General features: G+C 57.1%; 17 protein-coding genes. 3 read left to right on the top strand and 14 right to left on the bottom strand.

Going from position 1 to position 18,942, the window contains the following annotated elements; all coding sequences use genetic code 11:
* Positions 1-2 precede the first annotated feature (2 nt).
* The 12 genes from C1N59_RS03660 to C1N59_RS03605 all read right to left on the bottom strand — a co-directional run bounded on the left by C1N59_RS03660 (position 3) and on the right by C1N59_RS03605 (position 12,806).
* On the bottom strand, positions 3-1,004 hold the full coding sequence (locus tag C1N59_RS03660; protein ID WP_394550338.1) for an ABC transporter substrate-binding protein: 1,002 nt from the start codon (positions 1,002-1,004) through the stop codon (positions 3-5).
* Between the two features lie 15 nt (positions 1,005-1,019).
* Positions 1,020-2,087 (bottom strand): ABC transporter ATP-binding protein, encoded by a 1,068-nt coding sequence (locus tag C1N59_RS03655; protein ID WP_394550337.1) that lies wholly within the window; start codon positions 2,085-2,087, stop codon positions 1,020-1,022.
* A gap of 74 nt (positions 2,088-2,161) precedes the next feature.
* Positions 2,162-3,868, bottom strand: coding sequence for a lysophospholipid acyltransferase family protein (locus C1N59_RS03650; RefSeq protein ID WP_033739756.1), 1,707 nt, complete (start codon positions 3,866-3,868; stop codon positions 2,162-2,164).
* A 301-nt stretch (positions 3,869-4,169) separates the two neighbouring features.
* Positions 4,170-4,772 carry a cupin domain-containing protein gene (locus C1N59_RS03645; RefSeq protein ID WP_033739757.1) on the bottom strand — a complete coding sequence of 201 codons (603 nt, stop codon included), beginning with the start codon at positions 4,770-4,772 and terminating at the stop codon, positions 4,170-4,172.
* Between the two features lie 375 nt (positions 4,773-5,147).
* Positions 5,148-6,047 carry an ABC transporter substrate-binding protein gene (locus C1N59_RS03640; RefSeq protein WP_394550336.1) on the bottom strand — a complete coding sequence of 300 codons (900 nt, stop codon included), beginning with the start codon at positions 6,045-6,047 and terminating at the stop codon, positions 5,148-5,150.
* A gap of 9 nt (positions 6,048-6,056) precedes the next feature.
* Positions 6,057-6,851, bottom strand: coding sequence for an amino acid ABC transporter ATP-binding protein (locus C1N59_RS03635; protein ID WP_033739758.1), 795 nt, complete (start codon positions 6,849-6,851; stop codon positions 6,057-6,059).
* Entirely contained in the window at positions 6,835-7,761 is a 927-nt protein-coding gene (locus C1N59_RS03630; RefSeq protein ID WP_394550335.1) for an amino acid ABC transporter permease, read from the bottom strand. The genes C1N59_RS03635 and C1N59_RS03630 overlap by 17 nt, the downstream gene beginning before the upstream one ends.
* 9 nt (positions 7,762-7,770) lie before the next feature.
* Positions 7,771-8,283: a GNAT family N-acetyltransferase gene (locus tag C1N59_RS03625; protein WP_164482569.1), complete on the bottom strand. Its 513-nt coding sequence runs from the start codon at positions 8,281-8,283 to the stop codon at positions 7,771-7,773.
* Between the two features lie 10 nt (positions 8,284-8,293).
* Positions 8,294-9,232, bottom strand: coding sequence for an ABC transporter substrate-binding protein (locus C1N59_RS03620; RefSeq protein ID WP_394550334.1), 939 nt, complete (start codon positions 9,230-9,232; stop codon positions 8,294-8,296).
* A gap of 11 nt (positions 9,233-9,243) precedes the next feature.
* On the bottom strand, positions 9,244-10,557 hold the full coding sequence (locus C1N59_RS03615; RefSeq protein ID WP_394550333.1) for an LLM class flavin-dependent oxidoreductase: 1,314 nt from the start codon (positions 10,555-10,557) through the stop codon (positions 9,244-9,246).
* A gap of 77 nt (positions 10,558-10,634) precedes the next feature.
* Positions 10,635-11,789 (bottom strand): amidohydrolase, encoded by a 1,155-nt coding sequence (locus C1N59_RS03610; RefSeq protein ID WP_081316784.1) that lies wholly within the window; start codon positions 11,787-11,789, stop codon positions 10,635-10,637.
* Positions 11,790-11,804: 15 nt separating this feature from the next.
* The gene (locus C1N59_RS03605) at positions 11,805-12,806 is read right to left on the bottom strand and encodes an LLM class flavin-dependent oxidoreductase (protein ID WP_394550332.1); all 1,002 of its coding nucleotides are present in this window, start codon (positions 12,804-12,806) and stop codon (positions 11,805-11,807) included.
* Positions 12,807-13,110: 304 nt separating this feature from the next.
* On the opposite strand from C1N59_RS03605, the gene C1N59_RS03600 reads away from it, so the two are divergent.
* The 3 genes from C1N59_RS03600 (at position 13,111) to C1N59_RS03590 (ending at position 15,157) form a co-directional block, all read left to right on the top strand.
* The gene (locus tag C1N59_RS03600) at positions 13,111-13,380 is read left to right on the top strand and encodes a hypothetical protein (protein ID WP_006118154.1); all 270 of its coding nucleotides are present in this window, start codon (positions 13,111-13,113) and stop codon (positions 13,378-13,380) included.
* A gap of 55 nt (positions 13,381-13,435) precedes the next feature.
* The gene (locus C1N59_RS03595) at positions 13,436-14,596 is read left to right on the top strand and encodes an amidohydrolase (protein WP_394550331.1); all 1,161 of its coding nucleotides are present in this window, start codon (positions 13,436-13,438) and stop codon (positions 14,594-14,596) included.
* Between the two features lie 78 nt (positions 14,597-14,674).
* On the top strand, positions 14,675-15,157 hold the full coding sequence (locus tag C1N59_RS03590) for a YlaC family protein (protein ID WP_006118156.1): 483 nt from the start codon (positions 14,675-14,677) through the stop codon (positions 15,155-15,157).
* On the opposite strand, the gene C1N59_RS03585 is transcribed toward C1N59_RS03590, so the two are convergent.
* On the bottom strand, positions 15,154-16,560 hold the full coding sequence (locus C1N59_RS03585; RefSeq protein ID WP_054633191.1) for an aminotransferase-like domain-containing protein: 1,407 nt from the start codon (positions 16,558-16,560) through the stop codon (positions 15,154-15,156). The genes C1N59_RS03590 and C1N59_RS03585 overlap by 4 nt on opposite strands.
* 72 nt (positions 16,561-16,632) lie before the next feature.
* Entirely contained in the window at positions 16,633-18,729 is a 2,097-nt protein-coding gene (locus C1N59_RS03580) for a putative bifunctional diguanylate cyclase/phosphodiesterase (protein WP_006118157.1), read from the bottom strand.
* Between the last annotated feature and the right edge of the window lie 213 nt (positions 18,730-18,942).

Below are 18,942 nucleotides of genomic sequence, written 5' to 3'. Positions count from 1 at the left end.
GCTCAGCCTCCGAACAGTGCGGTAAACTGCGCCCGCACCTGCGCATCATCCGCAACCGCCTTTTCCACGTCCGGCGTCAGCAGTTTAATCTGCGCAACCGGAACAAAGCCTTCCGGCGCGGCTACGCGATCGTCAACCGGCCGGTTGCCCTGATCGGCCACCAGTTTCTGGCCCTGCTCTGACAGTAAAAAATTCACAAAGGCTTTCGCAGCGGGCAGGTTGTGGACGGATTTCATAATGGCAACCGGTTCGGTGACGTAAGACACGCCCTCTTTGGGATACACCAGATCGATCGGCGATCCTTGCTTTTTCGCCCGGATAATATCGGCATCGGTGATCACGCCATATTTATCCATCCCGCTCGCCACGGCTTTCAGTGCTGGCCCGTTGCCTCCCTGCGGCGCGATGCCCAGCGCCGCCAGCTGTTTATAGAAGTTCCAGCCGATGTCAGGCGTGGCGATGTCGGTATGCAGTTTGTACAAGGCCGCCCCGGAATAGAGCGGACTCGGCATCGCGATTTGCCCTTTGTTATCGGCGTTGAGCAATGCGTTCCAGCTGTTGACCGGTTTGGCCCGTTGCGTGTTGTAGGCAATGACCGTGGCAATGATCTTGGTGCCAAAAAAGGTCTTGTCACGATCGTAGAAGGACGGCTTCAGGTGTCCAACGGGTGCGTCCTGATAGGCATAGAGCTGCTGCTCTTTCTTCAGCGCGCCGAGATTAATGGCATCCGCGACCAGCAGCACATCAGGCTTGACTCTGCCGCTCATCATTTCCGTATGCAGCACGTTCATTAACTGCGTGGTGCCGTTGCGCGTCCACTCTACCTGAATATCGGGATAGGCCGCTTTGAACGCATCCATCGTTTGCTGTGCAATTTCCGGTGCCTGTGAGGTGTACACCACCAGTTTACCGGTGGGCTGGTCTGCCGCCTGCACCAGCGCTGAGCCTGCCAGCAATACGGTAAACAGCAGCGAGGTCACCGAAGTGAAAATAGCCTTTTTCATACTGTCTGAAGTCCTTTATGCGGGGAGAATCCAGCCGTCAGTCACGATAATGCCGACGGTATCGTCAACCGTAAGCGCAGAAACGTCGTCGAGGGCCAGGGTGAAAGACACATCAAGCGCTGCCGAGGGGGACAGATGGACGTCGTAATGACCGCCACGGTAGACCAGACGTGTGATCTGCGCGGCAAAATGCCCGGTTTCGCCCTGGGCCAGGCGGAAACTGGCGCGATGGAAACTGGCTTTGCCATAAGGTAAGGCTGTCTGCTGCGTGGCACAACGCAGCCGTAGTCGCGTACCGCAGAGCATGACCGATGACACGCCCTGCCCCAGGGGTTCAATATCCTGTACCGGTAGCACACGTCCTTCATCGATAAAGGTGGCAACCATCTCGTTGGCCGGTTCGCGCCACAAGGTTTGTGGCGAGGCAAACTGCATCACCTGACCACCCTCCATCACCACAATACGATCGGCCAGTGCCATGGCCTCACGCTGATCGTGGGTGATGTAAATCAGCGTCGCGCCGCTGTGACGATGAAAACGGCGAAATTCGTCTTCCATCGCCGCACGCAGATGTACGTCAAGGTTAGCCAGGGGTTCATCAAGCAGCACCAGCCGTGGCCTGGCCACCAGACAACGCGCCAGCGCCACGCGCTGACGCTGGCCTCCGGAGAGATCGGCCGGGTGCCGATCGGCAAACGCCAGCAGATCGACCAGCGTCAAGGCCTGCCGGATGCGATCCGCCCGTTCAGTTCGGTTTACGCCAGTGACTTTCAGGCTGTAGCCCACGTTTTCGGCCACCGTCATGTGCGGCCACAGCGCGTAGTTTTGAAACACCACGCCAAGATCGCGACGTTCCGGAGGCAGGTGAAAATCCGGAGCAGCAAACACGGTGTCGTCCACCCGAATCTCGCCGCGATCCAGGGTTTCGAATCCGGCGATCAGGCGTAGCAAGGTTGTCTTGCCGCAGCCGGACGGACCCAGCACGGCGACAAATTCGCCCTGCTGGATCTTCAGCGTTACGTCATGGATAACCGGCTGCGCCGCGAAGGCCTTATGCAGCCCGGTGAGAGAGAGTGCGGCCATATCTACTGTGCCTTTGCCATAAACGTCCTGCGTTAAACGTTACGACACGTTGATGACAGCACCGTGACATCCCGCTACTTCGGCAGATGCACTGCCACGTAACGTTCATAGCGCGACGGCTTGATTTTGGTGAGATCCGCCAGCACCAGCCCATCGATACAGTTGTTAAAATCGGGATCGCTACCGAAATCAATAAACTGCACGCCGCCAGGCTCGTACACTTCGCAGTACTGTTTGTACAGGGTCGGAATCGCGGCGCCAAGGTTACTGAGCAGTTGTTTCAGCCGCTGCAGATCCTCTTTGTAATCATTACCGCTGAACTGTGCCAGCACGTCAGGCAGCGAGGCCGGATACGGGCAGCGTGAGGTAGCCAGCGGAAAATCTGTGGGGAAGTAGATGCGGTAGAACGCCACCAGCAAATCACGCGCCGCCAGCGGCATGGTGCCTGAAATCGAGACCGGCCCGAACAGATAGCGTACTTCGGGATATTTGGCGACATAGGCACCAATGCCGAGCCAGAGGTAATCCAGTCCACGTTTGCCCCAATAGGCTGGCTGAATAAAGCTGCGGCCCAGCTCGATGCCCTGGCGCAGGATCGGGATCATTCGTTCATCGTAATGGAACAGGCTGTGGCTGTAGAGGCCTTCCATTCCGCGCCGTTCCAGCTGTTCGCCACCCGGAATAAACCGGTAGGCCCCGACGATTTCCAGTTCGGCGTCATCCCACAGAATCAGGTGATAATAGTCATCATCGTAGCTGTCCAGGTCACGACGACGTCCGCTGCCCTCGCCCACGGCGCGAAACGCAATTTCACGCAACCGGCCCAGCTCGCGCAGGATTGGCACCCAGGTTGCGCCGTTGCGTCGCCACAGATAGATCTGCTTACCGTCGGTGGTCGTTCCCAGCAGCTCGCTTTGCAGTAGCGCTTTCTTCAGTTCAGCGCGGTCTTCCGCCAGGGCGATAGCGGATTCGGTCTGGAACAGCCCCTTTTTCCCCTGCCCCAGGCGATAGACATGTTTACGCACACGTTTTGCCAGCTCTTTGCCTGGCGTGTGACCATCGTGCCAGTGCGCGAACGGAATCTGTGCTCCAATGCGCAGTTTGATGCGCATGCCGCGCTGCTTAAACATTTCACGCACCAGCATCAGCATCGCCACCGGTGGGGCGACTTTGGCGGTGGTGTAAAACAGGGAGCTGTTACGCCCTTCAACGTGCACCGGTACCAGCGGTGCGCGGGCTTTCGCGGCAAGGCGCAGGAAGCTGTGATGCCATTCACGGTCGCGAACGCCCGCGCTGGTGAGACGGGAAACTTCCCCGGCAGGGAAAATAATCAGTACGCCCTGATTATTGAGGTGCTGCTGCATATGTTGCAGCTGCTGGCGGCTGGTACGGTTACCGATGTTGTCGACAGGCAACATCAGGCTGTTGAGCGGCTCCAGTAACATAATCAACCGGTTTGCCACGATTTTGACATCACGGCGCACCTGGGAGATCGCATGCAGGAGTGCCATGCCATCAATCGTGCCCAGCGGATGGTTCGCCACCACCACGACCGGGCCGCGCGGCGGAATTTGTTCCAGATCGCGCTCGCTGAGTTCGCAGCGTACATCAAGGTGTTCCAGTACCTGCTCCACCATATCCAGCCCTTTCAGGTGCGGATAGCGCGCGGCAAAGCGCTGGAATTCATCTTCACGCAACACCCACTTCAGCATCCGTTTCTGCCAGTTGGCAGGACGCTGGTTAGGCCAGAAACTCTCAATAACCTGATCGACTGAAAACATAGTTAACCTTTCGTGCCTGTCCCAGAGATACAGCGAAAGTAAGTCGCGATGTTTGCACTTTTATGAATCGGGACAAATCGAAGGGCAAAATTGTCAGCACAGTCTGCTGAGAACGCATGGAAACATGGATTTTATTTACTAAAAATAGCAGGTTAATAAAGACAATTTCGCCAGAGCGAAACGCGGCGTAAAGGGGGAAAAGTCGGCTATGACGTGGCAGTCACTTGCCCTTGCCGGGAGAAACAAGGGGCGGTTGCGCGGCGTAAAAAACGGCAGCGCAACCGTGCAGCGGGTCCCTGCCTTACTGCTGGTGCATGATGGTGGCAACGGGATTCCAGATCTCCGTCATCGCCCCGGCTTTGCCTGTGAAGGGATCGCGTGTTGGCAGGGGCACTTTTTTCACTTTTTCCTGCGACAGTTTGAGCAGGCCGATTTCGTCGCGCAGAATCTCGGGCTTCAGGCCCTCGGGATACGCGCCCACGGCCACGAAGTCTTCGCTGGCCGACACCTGACGGTGCCCAACGCCCGCAGGAATCAGGACGGCATCGCCCGCCCGCAGGGTAATCATACGGCCGCTGTCCCCACCAAACAGCACTTCAGCCCAGCCTTCCGCCACACCCAGCAGCTCATGCGTGTTGGGATGATAGTGCATGTAGGGGAAGATCTGATCGCGCCAGTCCGAAGGCCAGCCATTTTTTTCAAACGTCGTCTCAAACCAGCGCGCGATGTCCTCTTCCTCTTCAGGCACAACGCGCGGCCAGATGATGAGCGGCAACGGATTATTGGGCACGCCAGCAGACGGGCTGGCGAACATCAAATGTTGCGGGTTATTCGATGCACCGGCTGAAAATGTCCCTGCGGCGAAAGACATCAGCAACATCAGACTGGAAGTTTGGGCAGTCATACAATGTCTCCTTTTTTCTATAGTGTGACAAAGGTCGCAGGTGATGTAATGTGCGCCATGCATCACAATTTACACAATCATCCAAACTCGCTAACCAAAGCCAAATTAATTGTTAACAATTCCACCTTAAGTCGGTAAGGCTTTGTATCGTGGTAGGATTAATCTGTAAAACGCGCAACACAATGCGCCCGTCGCTGAGCAGGCCGGGAAAACCTGCAAGGGCAACCGGCCATGCAGCCTGTTTATATCAGGAAGGGATGAGCGAAAACAGGCTGACCGCGCAGCCTTCTTCTGTCAGATGAGACGGGATTATTCGCCCGTGCTGGCGCTGGACTGTCAGGGCCTGTGGGGGAAAATCCGCCTGCAGGCCCTGAATCAGTACACAATACCGGGTGGGTTAATCGTGGAATGGGTGATCGCCTCATCCTGCTCACCCCAGCGTTGCAAAACCTGCTGATATTGTCCGCCTGCAATCGTGCCATCGAGTGCAGTTTGCAGCGCCGCCGCCAGGCCATTGCCCTTTTTCGTGGTGACGGCAACCCAGGCGCGAAACGGCCCCTGGCCCACCAGTTTCGTCTGGCCCCGTGAGGCGACTTTCCAGGCCGCTACAGAATGTGGACCAAACATCACATCGGCCCGCCCAGATAGCAGATACAGCGTGGCTGAAGCATCATCGGTCAGATAAATCGGCGTAACCGGCGGTAAGCCCTTCGCCCGATTCTGTGCGTCCCAGTTCAGCAGTATGCGTTCCTGATTGGTCCCCGAGGCCACGATGATACGTTTGCCTGTCACGTCCGCCGGTGAGGTGATCGCGCGGAGGGGACTGTCAGCTTTGACCGAAAAGGCATGGTTATCGGCACGATAGGTCGCGAAATCAAATTTCTGCTTTCGCTCTTCGGTTACTGCGATGTTAAACATGGCTACATCATAGCGGCCTGCGCGAATGCCCAGGGGCCAGTCCTCCCAGGAGGCCGGTACCAGTTTCAGTTTGAGTCCCAGGCTGTCTGCCAGCAGGCGAGCAATGTCCGGATCGCTGCCAATGCGCGTCACGTTATCCGACGCCAGCAGCGCCAGCGGCGGTGAGTGGATAGCCGAGGTGGCGACGGTCAAGGTGCCCGGCTCCACAAACGGAAAATTCGCCGGGATTTTTCTCACCGCTTCCGGGTTCACGGGCGCATGAATGGGCTGTTCATTCTGGGTGGCATCCCGTCTTTCTTCAGCGCATACCGTACCGCTCACCAACACCGCTAACAGCGTGAGAGACGCGTATTTCATATCGGCTCCTTATAGTACGCGTGCCAGAAAGCGGCGGGTGCGTTCATGACGTGGATGGTTTAGCACCTGGGCACTGCTGCCCTGCTCAACAATTTTTCCGTCCACCATAAACACCACGTTGTCGGCAACTTCACGGGCAAAGCCAACCTCGTGCGTCACGATAACCAGGGTGGTGCCGGAGCGGGCCAGTTTTTTAATCACATCCAGCACCTCGCCTACCAGTTCAGGATCCAGCGCGGAAGTCGGCTCATCAAACAACATGACACGGGGTTGCAGCATCAGGGCCCGGGCAATCGCAATGCGTTGTTGCTGACCGCCCGACAGATGACGCGGCCAGGCATCCGCTTTATGGCGCAGGCCGACCGTCTCCAGTAGCTCGCCAGCCCGGATGATCGCCTCACGTTTTGAGAGCTGCCGGTGCGCTATCGGCGCTTCGATTAAATTTTCCAGCACCGTGAGATGAGGAAACAAATTGAAGTTCTGAAAAACATAGCCAACGTTGACGCGCTGGCGCAGTATCGCTCGCGCCTTCAGTTCATAGAGTGTATTTCCCCGACGCTGATAACCGATGTACTCACCGTCGATCTGAATAAAGCCTTCGTCCACGCGTTCCAGATGGTTGATGGTGCGCAGCAGGGTCGACTTTCCTGAACCGGATGGCCCCAGAATCACCGTCACAGAACCGGGTTCAAGTTCCAGCGAGACGTCGTCCAGCGCCTTGAGCTTGCCGAAACGTTTGCTGACCCCGGTAATGCTGATGGCCCCGGTACGATGCGCTACGCGGTAATCAATGGCTTCGGACATGGCTGATCTCCTCAACAGGATTGAGCGGTGTGACGCGGCTGCGCCATTGTCGCCAGCGCGACGGTTGGGGTTCACGGCTGACGCTACGCGCCAGCCAGCGTTCGACGCTGTGCTGAATCAGTGACAGAACGGTGGTGATAATCAGATACCAGGCCGCACCGACCATGAGTAAGGGGATCACCTCCTGGTTGCGGTTGTAGATCATCTGAATGGTGTAAAACAGTTCCGGCATCGCCAGCACATAGACCATTGCCGTGCCCTTCGCGAGGCTGATAATTTCGTTAAAGGCCGTGGGAATAATGGCGCGTAGGGCCTGGGGCAGAATAATGCGGAAGGTGCGCCGCGTGGCAGACAGCCCGAGTGCGGAAGCCGCTTCCACCTGACCCTGATCAACGCCCAGAAAACCACCCCGGATGATCTCTGCACTGTAGGCTGCCTGGACCAGGGTCAGGCCAATGACGGCCGCCGGAAACTGCCCCAGCACGTTAATCGTCTGAAAATGGCCCCAGGACAGCGTGGTAAAAGGCACGCCAATGGACAACGTGTCGTAGAGATAAGAGAAGTTATAGAGAATGATCAGCACCACGATAAGCGGCAGCGATCGAAACAGCCAGATGTATCCCCACGCCAGGCTGCTTAGCAGCCAGGACGACGACAGCCGCGCCAGCGCCAGTAGACCGCCTAAAAGCAGGCTGAATACCGTGCCCAACAGCGTTAGCAGCAGCGTTTGCCCCAGACCATGCAGAATGACGGGATCAAAGAACCAGCGGGCAAACACGCCCCATTCCCAGCGTGGATTAAACGCGACCGACTGCACCACGCCTGCCAGGATAAACAGCGCGACCACCGCGCCCAGCGTGCGGGCAGGATAACGGGCAGGCACGACATGTAAATGTTGATGAGGGTTCATACTGACTCCTTAACTTGCCTGCGCAACGCTGTGCACGCCGATCACTTTGATAAACCGTAAGCGGCCATCGTGCGGTGGCTGCCCGTAACGCTCCAGATCGCCACTCAGATCGAACTGCGGCTCATAGCCGTGGCCGGTATATAAGCGAACGGCCTCGGGCTGCCGGAAACCGGTAGTCAGAAACAGCCGTTGATAACCGGCGCGCAGGGCCCGTCGCTCCAGCTCTTTCAGCACCACCAGGGCTAACCCCTGTCGCCGGAGATCGCCACGCGTCCAGATTCGCTTCAGCTCTGCCGTCTGCGCGTCGTAAGGTTTGTACGCCCCCATCGCGATAATCTCCTTGTCGCGCTCCAGCACGATGAATAAGCCGTGCGGCGGCAGATACCATTCGGTTTTTTCCTGCTCCTTGTGGCGGCTGAAGTAATCGCCATAGCGGGCCGCATATTCACCAAATAAGCCGGTGAGAATGGGCACTAACTCTGGTGCATCAGGTGACAGTTCACGGAATTGCTGTTGACTCATCGTGTGCTCCTCAGTCACCCAGACCGGGTGGATTAATTTCGGAATGGTCAATGCGTTCAACGCCTTCGCCCCAGCGATCCAGTACCTTCTGGTAAGCGCCATTTTGAATGACGCCGTTCAGCGCCGTACTGACAGGTTGCGCTAAGCCGCTGCCTTTCTTCACCGTCACGGCGATATGCGCCGCTTTGGGCCAGCCGCCATCCACACTGCCGACCAGACGAGTCTTACCGTTGAGCGCGGCTTTCCAGGCGCCAATCACGTTAGGGCCAAAATAGGCATCTGCACGTCCGGCCTGCAGCGCCAGCGTCTGTGCCGCATCGTCTTTGGTATAAATGGGTGTAAACGGTTTAAGCCCTTTGGCCTGATTTTGTTTGTCCCAGGCCAGTAAAATGGCCTCCTGATTGGTCCCGGAACCGACAATGATGCGCAGCCCGGCGATATCGTCGGCTTGAGTGAGTGATTTAATCGGGCTGCTGGTTTTTACGTAGAACCCCAGCGAATCTTTGCGGTAGGTAGCAAAATTGAATTTCGCTTTGCGCGCCTTCGTCACGGTGATGTTGGTAATGGCGGCATCATATTTTCCGGACGCCACGCCCAGCGGCCAGTCCTCCCACGAGGTGGGCACCACGTTGAGCTTTAACCCCAGGCTGTCTGCGACCAGTCGCGCGATATCGACTTCGCTCCCCAACAGCGTGGTATTGTCGTCCGAGAAAACGGTGAGCGGCGGCGAGTTCAGCGCCGCCACCGCCACCGTGAACGAACCCGGCACAGCAAAGTGGTAACCGGCGGGCAACTGTGCGATGGCCTGCGCATTCTTTACGGTATGGACAGGCGTTTTATTGGCTTCAAGACTGACGCGCTGCCCATTTACCGCGACGCTGGTGCTTTCGGCATGGCTGGTAGCGCTGGCCGTCAGCAGCATCAGCGCCATCAGCATTTTTTTCTGCATAGCAAAGGTCCTTATTGCAAAGTGAACTGATTGACCGGCTTGGGCAAGGCGAAGCTGTCACGCAGTGTGCGCCCCGGATACTCACGTCTTGTCAGGCCACGCGCCTGCAAAACAGGCACCACTTCATCAACAAAGCGCTCAAACGTATCCGGCGTACCGCCATTGATGATGAAACCGTCTGCAGCCCCGCTCTCAAACCATGCCTGCAGGCCGTCGGCAACCTGCGCTGGTGTGCCATGAAACAGCGGCCGTGGCGTGGCGGCTTCCAGTGCCGCCTGGCGCAGTGAATGTCCCTGTTCACGGGCTTTGCGTTTAATTTCGTCGGTGGTGCTGCGGAAACTGTTCTGGCCAATGTCGCCAACGTCGGGGAACGGCGCATCGAGCGGATACTGGGAGAAGTCATGATGATCGAAGAAGCGGCCGAGATAATTCAGGGCATCATCAATCGAGACCAGCGCAGCGGTAGTTTGATACTGCTGCTCCACATCCTCTGCATCGCGACCCACAATGACGCTGACGCCCTGAAAGATATGCAAATCGTCCGGTTGCCGTCCGTTTTTCACCAGCAGCTGCTTCACATCCCGGTAAAAGGCCTGGGCTTCTTCCCGCGTCGGCTGGTGCGTAAAGATGGCATCGGCATGTCGCGCCGCCAGCTTTTTACCGTCGTCAGACGCGCCGGCCTGGAAAATGACAGGCCGTCCCTGCGGCGTGCGTGAAATATTGAGCGGCCCCTGTACCTGAAAGAAATCGCCGTGATGATGCAGTGTGTGTAGTTTGGCGGGATCGAAGAACTGGCCACTCTCTTTGTTGCGAACGAAGGCATCCTCTTCCCATGAATCCCACAGCCCTTTCACTACCTGAAGGTATTCGTCGGCAATGCGGTAACGCAAAGCGTGTTCCGGGTGCTGCTGGCGGGAAAAGTTTTTTGCCGACCCTTCGAGTGGCGAGGTGACGACGTTCCAGCCCGCGCGGCCACCGCTCAGATGATCCAGGCTGGCGAACTGGCGCGCCACGGTAAAAGGTTCGCTATAGGAAGTGGAGACCGTGCCCACCAGCCCTAAATGTTTCGTAACGCCGGCCAGCGCCGAGAGTAGCGTTAAAGGTTCAAAACGGTTCAGGAAGTGAGGAATCGATTTTTCATTGATAAACAGACCATCGGCGACAAACAGAAAGTCCAGTTTGCCCTGCTCGGCTTTACGCGCGATTTTTTTGGCATAGTCGAAGCTGATGCTGGCATCCGCCTGAGCGGCCGGGTGGCGCCAGGCGGACATGTTACCCGAGGCACCGTGCAACAGGGTACCCAGTCGAAGCTGTCTTGTGCTCATGATTACTCTCTTTTTTCTACGTCACAATGCCAGGCGGTTGTCCGCGACAAGCCGCACAGGTCGTCAGGAAGTGGAACTTAATTCAGGGCGGGTTCACGACATCGGTCATGAAGATGGCGCAGGGCCTGCTGCGCGAGTTGAGCAAAGTAGTGGGCAGCGGGCGCGATCGACGCTTCATCGGGTGTAAAACCGGCATGGTGCAGACCAAAGTCGCTGCCGCTGCCGATGCTGACAAAGGCACCGGGCACCTGCTGCAGGTAGAAGGCAAAGTCTTCTCCCCCCAGATGCAGGTCAGCCGTCTGTACCCGATAGCCGACATCGTGCGCTACTTCGCTGGTAAACTGCGCCCACTGCGCATCATTGATCAGCACAGGCGGTCCGGCGTGCCAGCTCAGACTGGCCTGCGCGCCGCTGGCCCGGGCGATGTGCTCCACCAGCGTGCGCACACGGTCTTCCAGTTCGGCACGGCGTTGCAGGTCGTGGGTGCGGGCAGTGCCGCCAAATTCCACAGAACCCGGCAATACATTCCAGGTTTTGCCGCCATCAATGCGGGTCACGCTGAGCACCAGGCTGTCGAGCGTATTGAAGCTGCGACTGGTCAGCGTCTGAAGAGCCTGAATAATCTGGCTGGCCACCACAATGGCATCCACGCCCTGCTCAGGATGCGCCGCATGCGCGCCTTTGCCGGTAACCTGAATGACGAACTTGTCTGCATTGGCATAAAACGCACCGCTGCGCGTGGCAAAGGTGCCGCTCGGCAGGCCCGGCTCGTTATGCATGCCAAAAATTGCCTGAACGCCCTCCAGCACGCCGGCCTCAATAAACTGTCTGGCACCGCGTGCGATCTCTTCGGCGGGCTGAAATAAAATACGTACCCGTCCTGGTAGTTGATGCGCCCTTGTCTGTAGCTCAAGGGCAGCGCCCAGCATGACGGCAGTATGGAGATCGTGACCGCAGGCATGCATGACGCCGGGCTGACGGGAATGAAAACTGACGCCGCTGGCTTCATGGATTGGCAACGCGTCAATATCGGCACGCAGTGCGATCAGATTTTCACCCTGGCCGATTTCTGCCACCACGCCGGTTGCCAGTGGGTAATCCAGTAAGCGAACCCCGGCGGCCTGGAGCCACTGGCGAAGGCGCGCGGTGGTGGCAAATTCCTGACCGGAAAGTTCGGGCCAGGTATGCAGTTCACGTCGCCATTCAATTAGCTGTGCTTCGTTCAGACTCATCATGACCTCGGCGATTCAGGCAGCGACCCATTGATGGGTTGCCAGTAATTCCAGAGACCGGTATCGGGCGCGCGCATCGGCAACCGGCGTGTCGATAACGAATTCATCAATGCTGAAGTTCTGATGCAGCGCTTCAAGCTGCGCGTGAACCTGTGAGGCCGTGCCTTTCAGCAGCGAGGGCGTGCGCGGCTCAATCAGGTAGTCCGTGAATCCACCCTGACGGACATAACGTTCGGCCTGTTCCAGACTGGCAACATTGACGCCCGGCCCGTCTTTAACCTGGACATGGAACTGTTTGAGCCCCGCGACCAGCAGATCGGCCTGGGCGGGAGAATCCGCCACCACAACCTGTACCGCCACCAGTGCCCGCTTGCCGCGGGTCAGATGTGAATAGGTCTTCAGTGCACGCTCAAGTAACGGGCGATCGCCATTGATGTGAGCGGCAAAGACAAACTGCCAGCCCAGCTCTGCCGCCAGCTGTGCGCTCTGTTCACTGCCACCCAACAAAAAACGCTGCGCCGGGCGCGCCGGTATCGGCGTGGCGCGTAACGTTTCGTCCTTATTCTCTTGCGCCGCGCCGGGTGCCAGCCAGTGTGCTAACTGGCGCAGCTGTTCCGCAAAGCTGCCTTTTTCATCCTGATGCACACCGCGCTGCAGCGCCCGGGTGGAAAGCGGCAGGCCGCCCGGTGCTTTACCAATACCCAGATCGATACGTCCGGGGGCCAGCGAGGCCAGTACATTGAAATTTTCTGCCACTTTGTAAGGGCTGTAGTGCTGCAGCATCACGCCACCCGATCCCAGCCGGATGCGCGTCGTTTGTGCCGCAATCCAGGCGATTAACACTTCGGGTGACGGACTCGCCAGCTGTTCAATGTTGTGATGCTCAGCCAGCCAGAAGCGGTGATAGCCCCATTTCTCGGCCTGTTGCGCCAGCCGCAGCGTACGTTGCAGGGCCGCGCCGGGCGATTCCCCTTCCGCCACGGGCGCTTTATCTAACAGACTTAACTGATATGCCATTCACCTGCCCTCGCTTATTTCCTTTGAAAGCTAGTGTGGCGAGAACGTTATATTTCGTAAAACAACAATTATGATAATATGAAGTTAAAAAACGGCAATAGAATTTAAAAGAATAAAAAAAAGCAGAGAATAACGTTATTTCCGCCTCCCTGTTTAGACGACCTGTGGAAATAAACCCGGCAACATATCTCAGGCATTTGCGTATTTTCACTAAGCTTTGCGCTATTCCTTATTTTATCTGTCAGACAGAACGTTTAATGATGAAACCATTGTAAAAACAACGCGTTTCAAGAGGAAGATAAGGATGAATAACATCATTGGCCTGATACGGGAAAATGTTCTGAAGCCGGGTGGGTTTTCAAAAAAAAGACTGTCGGCTATCCCGCCTGCCCTGCCAGACCGCGCATCTAATCAGACGTATTCTGACAGCGGTTCATGCCTGAATAATATTCCTGCCCCTGAAGCGAGTGAAAAGAACAACGTGCAGCAAGCCTTTATCCAAACGCCATTATCGCGGAACGACAGTGCCCTTACGGTATTACCGGATTATCGCTGGCAGCCCAATCATATTTAAAGACAACGCGGCCCCTTTTGCTGACCGGGTCTCAGTCTGTGTTATCAGGAGAATCATGACTTCTTTAACGGAAAAACTGGTGCAGTGGCGGCGTGAACTGCATCAGCATCCCGAGCTCTCTCATCAGGAGTTTGCGACCACGGAACGTCTTACCCGTTGGTTACAGCAGGCGGATATTCGTCTGTTGCCCCTGCCGTTAACGACAGGTGTGGTGGTGGAGATTGGTCAGGGCGAGCCGCTGATTGCTTTTCGCGCCGACATTGACGCCCTTCCCATTGACGAGGCGGTGAACGTGCCCTGGAAATCTCAGCGGCCCGGCGTCATGCACGCCTGCGGACATGATATTCATACGTCAGTCATGCTTGGCGTTGCGCATCAGCTGAAACAGCAGGAAGCCGCCCTGCCTGGCCGGGTACGAATTCTTTTTCAACCCGCAGAAGAAACGTTCGACGGTGCCAGACAGCTGATTGATGCCGGTGCACTGACGGGCGTACAGGCTATTTTTGGTCTGCATAACGCGCCGGATTTGCCGCTGGGTACGCTGCGCACCCGCCCCGGCGCGTTTTACGCCAATGTTGACCGCTTCACCATTCGGGTGCTGGGTAAAGGTGCGCATGCCGCCCGGCCGCAGGAAGGCATTGATGCCATCGTGATCGCCAGTCATATCGTTTCGGCACTGCAAACGCTACCGGCTCGCGTCTTTAGCGCGCTGGACACGGTGATATTAAGCGTCACCCGCTTTACCGCCGGCAATACCTGGAATGTGCTGCCAGAGCAGGTGGAACTGGAAGGTACGGTACGTACGCACAATGCGACCATACGTGAGCACATGCCTGAACGCATGACCGCGCTGATTCAGGGCATCGCGTCGGGCTTTGGCGCGCACGCTGAACTGGCGTGGATAACGGGACCGCCTGCGCTGCTGAATACCCCGGAATGGGCCGACTTTGCCCTGGAACAGGCTGCCCAAAGCGGTTATCGCGCCGAACGGGCTGAAGTACCGCTGATGGGAGGTGAGGATTTTGCCTTTTACCTGCAGCAGGTGCCGGGGGCATTTGTCAGTATTGGCAGTGCCAGTGAATCGGGGCTTCATCATCCGGCCTTTAATCCTGACGAAGCGCTGATGGGACCGGCTGTCGACTATTTTAGTCAGTTGGCTCCGCACGCCCTACGCCGGATTGCGGCGCGCAAGGAGGCATTGGCGCAACTGTTATAGAAAAACGGGCGTAATCTGTGTCTGAACAAGTTGACTGTTATCTGTTCTAATCGCTATCAGTTGAAAGTGAGGGGAACGATGGACGCCATTAAACAGATCTTAATCGACGAAATTAATACGCTAAACCGTGAAGGACGCCGCGATAATTTGCCGCGTTTCAGCTTCTCGTTTTTAAAAACCCATCCCGGACTGTGGGCAGTGATGTACCTGTGCTATGGCCTGTGCGTCGCGCTGATTTTTTCCACGGATATGCTGGGCTGGCCCGCGTTCTGGTTTGCAACAGCATTTGTGCTGGTGATGAGCTTTCTGATGTTGCTGGACATCAATCCTAAATACCGTTTTGAGGATATTGATGCTCTGGATCTGCGGGTTTGCTACAACGGCGAATGGTATTACGTGGAGCCCGTCCCTGAACAGGCGGTCTCCCGCATCCTGTCACTGCCGGATGCGCCAGAGCGTGTGAAAAGCGGCATTACCCGTTTGCTGAAGCAGAAAGGTGAAGTGGACTTTTACGATGTGTATTACCTGACCTGGGGACATCGTCAGGCCGCTCAGGTTTAATCCTGCGCCATCTCTGCCATTAACCTGCCCAGCGTGACCACCGCCGCCTCGGCCCGCGTATCCCACGGCCAGGCGGTGTTAAGCCGAAAACAGTGACTGAACTGTTCGCCTGCGGCAAACATCTGTCCCGGTGCAATACTGATCCCTTCTGCCAGCGCACGCTGATACAGCTGTGTGGTATTAATACTGTCTGGCAACGTCACCCATAAAAAATAGCCCCCCGCCGCGTCACTGACCGTTGACTGCGCAGGCAGCACCTTTATCAGGGCCTGGCGCGCCAGTTGCTGACGCTTAGCCAGACTTTGCCGCAGCCGTTTCAGGTGATTATCGTAACGTCGGGTCGCCAGGAAATCGGCTAACGCCAACTGCATCGGCGCGCTGGTCGAGAGTGTGCTCATCAGTTGCAGGCGCTGAATTCGCTGCGCATGCCGCCCGGCCGCGACCCAACCGACACGGAACCCCGCCACCAGCGATTTCGAAAAGGAACCACAGTGCAGCACATTCCCCTGGCTGTCCCAGGCTTTAGCGGGCAACGGCGGTGTGCTGTTGTCGTCCCATAGCTCTGCGTAGACATCATCTTCAATCAATGGCACCTGATAGCGTTCCAGCAGGGCAACCAGTTGCGCTTTACGCGCCGGCGTTAAGGTCACGCCGAGGGGATTTTGCAGCGTGGTCATTAACCAACAGGCTTTAACCGGCCAGCGCTGAAGCGCGTCTTCAAGCTGTTGCAGGTCGATGCCGTGCTGGGTATCGCTCGGGATCGCCAGCGCCTTGAGCTTAAGGCGCTCAATGGCCTGCAGGGCACCATAAAAACTGGGCTGTTCGATCACCACATAGTCACCCGGTTCGGTGAGCGATTGCAGGCTGAGGTTCAGGGCTTCCAGTGCGCCGCTGGTTATCACGATTTCGTCGGGCGACAAGGTGATGCCCTGGCGGGCATAGCGCTGAGCCAGGAGCTGGCGCAATGTCGCGTTGCCCGGCGGCAGGTTATGCAGCGCATCCGTGGGCGTGAGCTGATGCGAGACATTTGCCAGCGAACGCATCAGCGGACGTTGCGGGAACAGCGCCGGATCGGGAAAAGCCGAGCCAAACGGCACAATGGCGGGATCGCGCGAGGCCTGTAACACATCGAACACGAAGTCATTAATATCGACCCGTTCGCTGATGGCAACGCTGAGCGGCGCGGCGGCAAGGGCACGGGGCGCGACGTAATAACCTGACTGCGGACGCGAAACGATCCAGCCCTGACTTTCCAGCAGTTCGTAGGCGTGCAGCACCGTCATCAGGCTCAGCCCCTGACGCGCGACCTGCTGGCGCAGCGACGGGAGCCGGGTACCTGGCGGCCAGATACCGGCTTCTATTTGCTGCTGAATGTCATCCATTAATCGCTGATATTTCGCCACGGCCTGTCGCTCCTGATGCAGAGGCGCCACTTTAGCATGTTGATCAGCGCTAACAAAAATCCCTGGCGGGCCTTACACTTCCAGTGCGGCAGGCTCAGTAGCGTGCGGGCCGACAAACTCCTTCAGCTCATCGATCCGATCGGGTGGCAGCGGTTTACCGAGCAAATAGCCCTGCAGCGTATTACAGCCAAGCTGGGTCAGAAACGCTTGCTGTTCCGACGTTTCCACGCCCTCTGCCACGACCTTTAACTGCAATGACTGCGCCAGTGCCACAATGGCCGACACAATGGTGGCATCTTCAGAATGATGCTCCAGTTCGTTGACGAAGGCGCGGTCAATTTTCAACTCACTTGCAGGCAGGCGTTTAAGATACAACAGGCTGGAATAGCCGGTACCAAAATCATCAATCGAGGCTTTCACGCCCAACTGCGTCAGTTCGGTCAGAATCCGCACGCTTTCATCGGGATTACGCATGGCGGTGGTTTCGGTCACCTCCAGCGTCAACAGCTCCGCCGGAATCTGGTGTGTCGCCAGTGCCAGCTTAACGGTGTCGATCAGATTGCTTTGCTCAAACTGCAGCGCCGACAGGTTGACCGCGACTGACCACGTCTGATGGCCCTGCAGGTGCCACTGATGCAGCTGGCGACAGGCTTCGTTAATGACCCATCCCCCAATATTCACAATCATACCAGTTTTTTCCGCTATCGGCAGAAAGCGATCCGGCGACAGCAGGCCATGCTGGGGATGCTGCCAGCGCAGCAACGCTTCGAAGCCCAGAATCGGGCCGTGTGGTGCGCAGTACTTGGGTTGATAAAACAGGCGCAGTTCATCATTGTCCAGCGCATGCCAGAGGTCGTTGTTCAACTGTAACTGGCTCTGTGCCAGCAGATTCATAGAAGGCTGGAAAAAGGTGTAACCGTTTCGGCCATTGTTTTTGGTGTGGTACATCGCGGCATCGGCATTAAACATCAGCTCGCGCTCATCCTCGCCATCACCGGGATAGACAACAATGCCAATGCTCAGTGAGACCACCAGATCGTAACGCGAAATGGGGAACGGGCGGTCAACGGCCTTAACCAGCTGATCGGCGACCGCCGCCGCATCATTCGGCTCGGTAATTTCAATCAGCAGTACAAACTCGTCGCCGCCCAGACGTGCCAGCGTGTAGTAGCCTTTCATCTGGTCACTCATTCTTTTGGTGACGCTGATCAACAGGCTGTCACCGATGTGGTGACCAAAGGCATCGTTTACGGCCTTGAAGCCATCAAGGTCCATAAACATCAGCGCAAACTGCGTGCTTTCACGATTCGCTTTATTGATGGCCTGCTCAAGGCGGTCTTCGAGCAGAATACGGTTTGGCAACCGGGTCAGGTTGTCGTGCAGCGCCAGTTGTGCCAGCTCACGGTTGGCTTCAGCCAGCGAGCTGGCCAGGATCGAGGTGCGCGCCTGCATACGGGCATCCAGCATGGAAACCAGCAGCGTAATCCCCAGTATGGCGAGGGTTACTACCGTGACGACAATCGCCAGCCAGTTGCTGTTGACGCCGGATGACATCGTGTGGCTCCCCATCGGGAACTCCGCCGCCATCATGCCGGTATAGTGCATGCCGGCAATCGCGGCCCCCATTACGATAGAGGCACACAGCCGCAAGGCGGCAATTCGCCCCTGTGGGCCTTCGCGCAGTTTAAAAGCCAGCCACAGTGCGGCCACCGAGGCCACAAGGGCAACAATGACTGAAGCCGCGACCCAGCCCCAGTTCCAGCGAATACCCGGTGAAAGCATCAGCGCGGCCATGCCGGTGTAGTGCATCGCGACAATGCCGCAGCCCAGGACAATCGCGCCGCCCAGCAAGCGGAACAGCGGCAGGTTGCCCTGGCAAACCAGCCACAAGGCGAAGATGGATGCGCACACCGCAATGCCGGCGGACAGCGCCGTCAGCGAGGCGTCGTAACTCATCATCATGTTCAGGTCCATGGACAGCATGCCAATGAAGTGCATGGCCCAAATCCCTATCCCCATGGCAAAGCCACCGCCAAAGAGCCACGCCAGGGCCACTTTACCGGTTGAGGTCGCAACACGTCCCGCCATATCCAGCGCTGTGAATGAAGCCAGCATCGCCACTAAGACCGAAATGACGACAATGAATGAGTTGTATGAGGCCACTAACATAGTGATTTCCGAATAGCGCCGAACACGCCGCTGTTAAAGAGATGATGGAAAGGAATTTTCGCCTTGTTACCCTTTTATCGGCGCGGGAAACGACTAAATTAGGCTTTTTTAATAGCGCTTTCCGATACCTGCAAGCGTCCGGCTCAATCAACTCTTTTAGCTGGCATATGAGCCGCCGTTTTGCTGCCTGACCACAACGTTATGCCTGCACTG

This window comes from Pantoea sp. SGAir0183 (assembly GCF_043545505.1).
The sequence above is the reverse complement of the archived record's forward strand: the minus strand, read 5'-3'. Positions and strand labels throughout refer to the sequence as shown.

What these genes read in the sequence shown, in the direction of transcription:
- C1N59_RS03620 (WP_394550334.1), bottom strand. Translation starts at nt 9,232, where the DNA reads ATGCAGAAAAAAATGCTGATGGCGCTGATGCTGCTGACGGCCAGCGCT.
- C1N59_RS03605 (WP_394550332.1), bottom strand. Translation starts at nt 12,806, where the DNA reads ATGGCATATCAGTTAAGTCTGTTAGATAAAGCGCCCGTGGCGGAAGGG.
- C1N59_RS03595 (WP_394550331.1), top strand. Translation starts at nt 13,436, where the DNA reads ATGACTTCTTTAACGGAAAAACTGGTGCAGTGGCGGCGTGAACTGCAT.
- C1N59_RS03645 (WP_033739757.1), bottom strand. Translation starts at nt 4,772, where the DNA reads ATGACTGCCCAAACTTCCAGTCTGATGTTGCTGATGTCTTTCGCCGCA.
- C1N59_RS03655 (WP_394550337.1), bottom strand. Translation starts at nt 2,087, where the DNA reads ATGGCCGCACTCTCTCTCACCGGGCTGCATAAGGCCTTCGCGGCGCAG.
- C1N59_RS03600 (WP_006118154.1), top strand. Translation starts at nt 13,111, where the DNA reads ATGAATAACATCATTGGCCTGATACGGGAAAATGTTCTGAAGCCGGGT.
- C1N59_RS03635 (WP_033739758.1), bottom strand. Translation starts at nt 6,851, where the DNA reads ATGTCCGAAGCCATTGATTACCGCGTAGCGCATCGTACCGGGGCCATC.
- C1N59_RS03610 (WP_081316784.1), bottom strand. Translation starts at nt 11,789, where the DNA reads ATGAGTCTGAACGAAGCACAGCTAATTGAATGGCGACGTGAACTGCAT.
- C1N59_RS03660 (WP_394550338.1), bottom strand. Translation starts at nt 1,004, where the DNA reads ATGAAAAAGGCTATTTTCACTTCGGTGACCTCGCTGCTGTTTACCGTA.
- C1N59_RS03640 (WP_394550336.1), bottom strand. Translation starts at nt 6,047, where the DNA reads ATGAAATACGCGTCTCTCACGCTGTTAGCGGTGTTGGTGAGCGGTACG.
- C1N59_RS03650 (WP_033739756.1), bottom strand. Translation starts at nt 3,868, where the DNA reads ATGTTTTCAGTCGATCAGGTTATTGAGAGTTTCTGGCCTAACCAGCGT.
- C1N59_RS03615 (WP_394550333.1), bottom strand. Translation starts at nt 10,557, where the DNA reads ATGAGCACAAGACAGCTTCGACTGGGTACCCTGTTGCACGGTGCCTCG.
- C1N59_RS03590 (WP_006118156.1), top strand. Translation starts at nt 14,675, where the DNA reads ATGGACGCCATTAAACAGATCTTAATCGACGAAATTAATACGCTAAAC.
- C1N59_RS03625 (WP_164482569.1), bottom strand. Translation starts at nt 8,283, where the DNA reads ATGAGTCAACAGCAATTCCGTGAACTGTCACCTGATGCACCAGAGTTA.
- C1N59_RS03630 (WP_394550335.1), bottom strand. Translation starts at nt 7,761, where the DNA reads ATGAACCCTCATCAACATTTACATGTCGTGCCTGCCCGTTATCCTGCC.
- C1N59_RS03580 (WP_006118157.1), bottom strand. Translation starts at nt 18,729, where the DNA reads ATGTTAGTGGCCTCATACAACTCATTCATTGTCGTCATTTCGGTCTTA.